At 74.7% G+C, this 1,478-nt stretch carries 1 pseudogene; it reads left to right on the forward strand.

The features are described from left to right. A pseudogene (locus NHG85_RS16255) lies at positions 1-1,478 on the forward strand (hypothetical protein); the annotation flags it as partial.

Genomic DNA, 1,478 nt, shown 5'->3' on the forward strand with positions numbered 1-1,478 from the left:
ACCGGAGGCCGTCCCGGAGCCTGCGCCTGCCCCGGAACCAATCGCGGAAGCGGCCACCGAACCGACCCATGCGCCCCGTGCCGAGGCAGAGGCGGCCGCGCCTGCCCGCAGCGAAGCGCCGCAGCGGTCCGCCGCGAAAGTTCCCGAATCCGCGTCCGCGCCGCAACCGGCGGCCCCCGCCACCCGGCAGCGCCCGCCGCAGGACCCCGACAGCGTCGCGGCCAAGCTGCAGCGCATCCGTGCCGTGGTCGGCCGCCAGCCGAGCTTTGCCGCCGAGGACGAGGAGGAGAACATCGCCCCCGCCGCCCGCCCTGCCGCCGGCATGTTCGACACGGCGCCGAAGGCGGAGACCCGGCGGCAGCCCGCCGAGGATACGGCGGCCGCGAAGCCCGCCGCCACCGAGGTCAGGGTCGAGGCGAAGCCCGCCGAAACCGCCCCGAAGGCCGATGCGCAGGAGGCGCCCGCTCCGGCCCATCCGCCCCGGGCCCGCGTGGTGCGGATGCGCAAGGCCGATTTCGACCGCGCCCTCGCGCGCGGCGAGGCGCACCGGATGATCGAGACGCAGACCGGCGCGACATCTGGCGCGACGGCGTCCGACCCGGCCGAAGCTTCGTCTGAGCCGCCGTACGCGGTCGCCCATGCCGGTCCCAAGACCGCTGCCGAAGCCGAAGCGACGGCGCCGGACGAGCGGGACGATCCGGATGCCGCCATCGTCGAGACGTTGTCGCGCCAGGACGAGACCGACATGACGGAGGCCGCCCCTGCCGCCCCCGACGCTCCCACCGATGCGGAGCTGTCCGAGGAGGCCGAGCGCGCCCTGCTCGCCGAGCTTGCCGCGCTCGAGCGCGAAATGGGCTTCGAGCAGGACGGCCCGGCGCAGCACGAGATGAAGCAGGAGGAAGATACCCGGGCCGAAGCCGAGCCGCCGCAGGCCGAAGCGGAGGCCGCCCAAGCCGGGAAGACCGAGGAAGTCGAGTTCCGCAAGACATCCGATGCCGCGGTCGAGGCAAAGATCGGGACGGAAGCCGAAACCCGGGCCGAAGCGCAGCCCGAAGCCCGGATGCCAGCGGAGTTCGAGTTCGTGCCGCCTCTGCCGCAGCAGAACGAAAGCAAAGAGGCGCAGGCCCCGCGGGATCGGCGCGCCGAAGATGGGCAGCCGTCAAAAGCCCCCGAGGAGGCGCAGCAGAACGGCCAGGCGCTGGGCACCGACGAGGCCGACATGTCGCGCATCCTTTCGGCCACCGCCGCGCGGATGGACGACCCCGAATCGGGCCGCCGGCGCGAGGCGATCTCGCAGCTCAAGGCCGCCGTCGCCGCCACCGAAGCCGCGCGCCAGCTGGGCGAGGTCGAACCGCGCGAGGCCACCGAGGAGGTCTTCCGCGACGACCTGCGCCAGGCCGTCCGCCCACGCCGCCCGGTCCTGCCGACCCCGGAGGCCGAGCAGCCCGGCGAGGCACAGCCGCGCGCCGAGCGGCCCC

The sequence above is a fragment of the Limimaricola litoreus genome (assembly GCF_024159025.1).
GTDB classification, from domain to species: domain Bacteria; phylum Pseudomonadota; class Alphaproteobacteria; order Rhodobacterales; family Rhodobacteraceae; genus Limimaricola; species Limimaricola litoreus.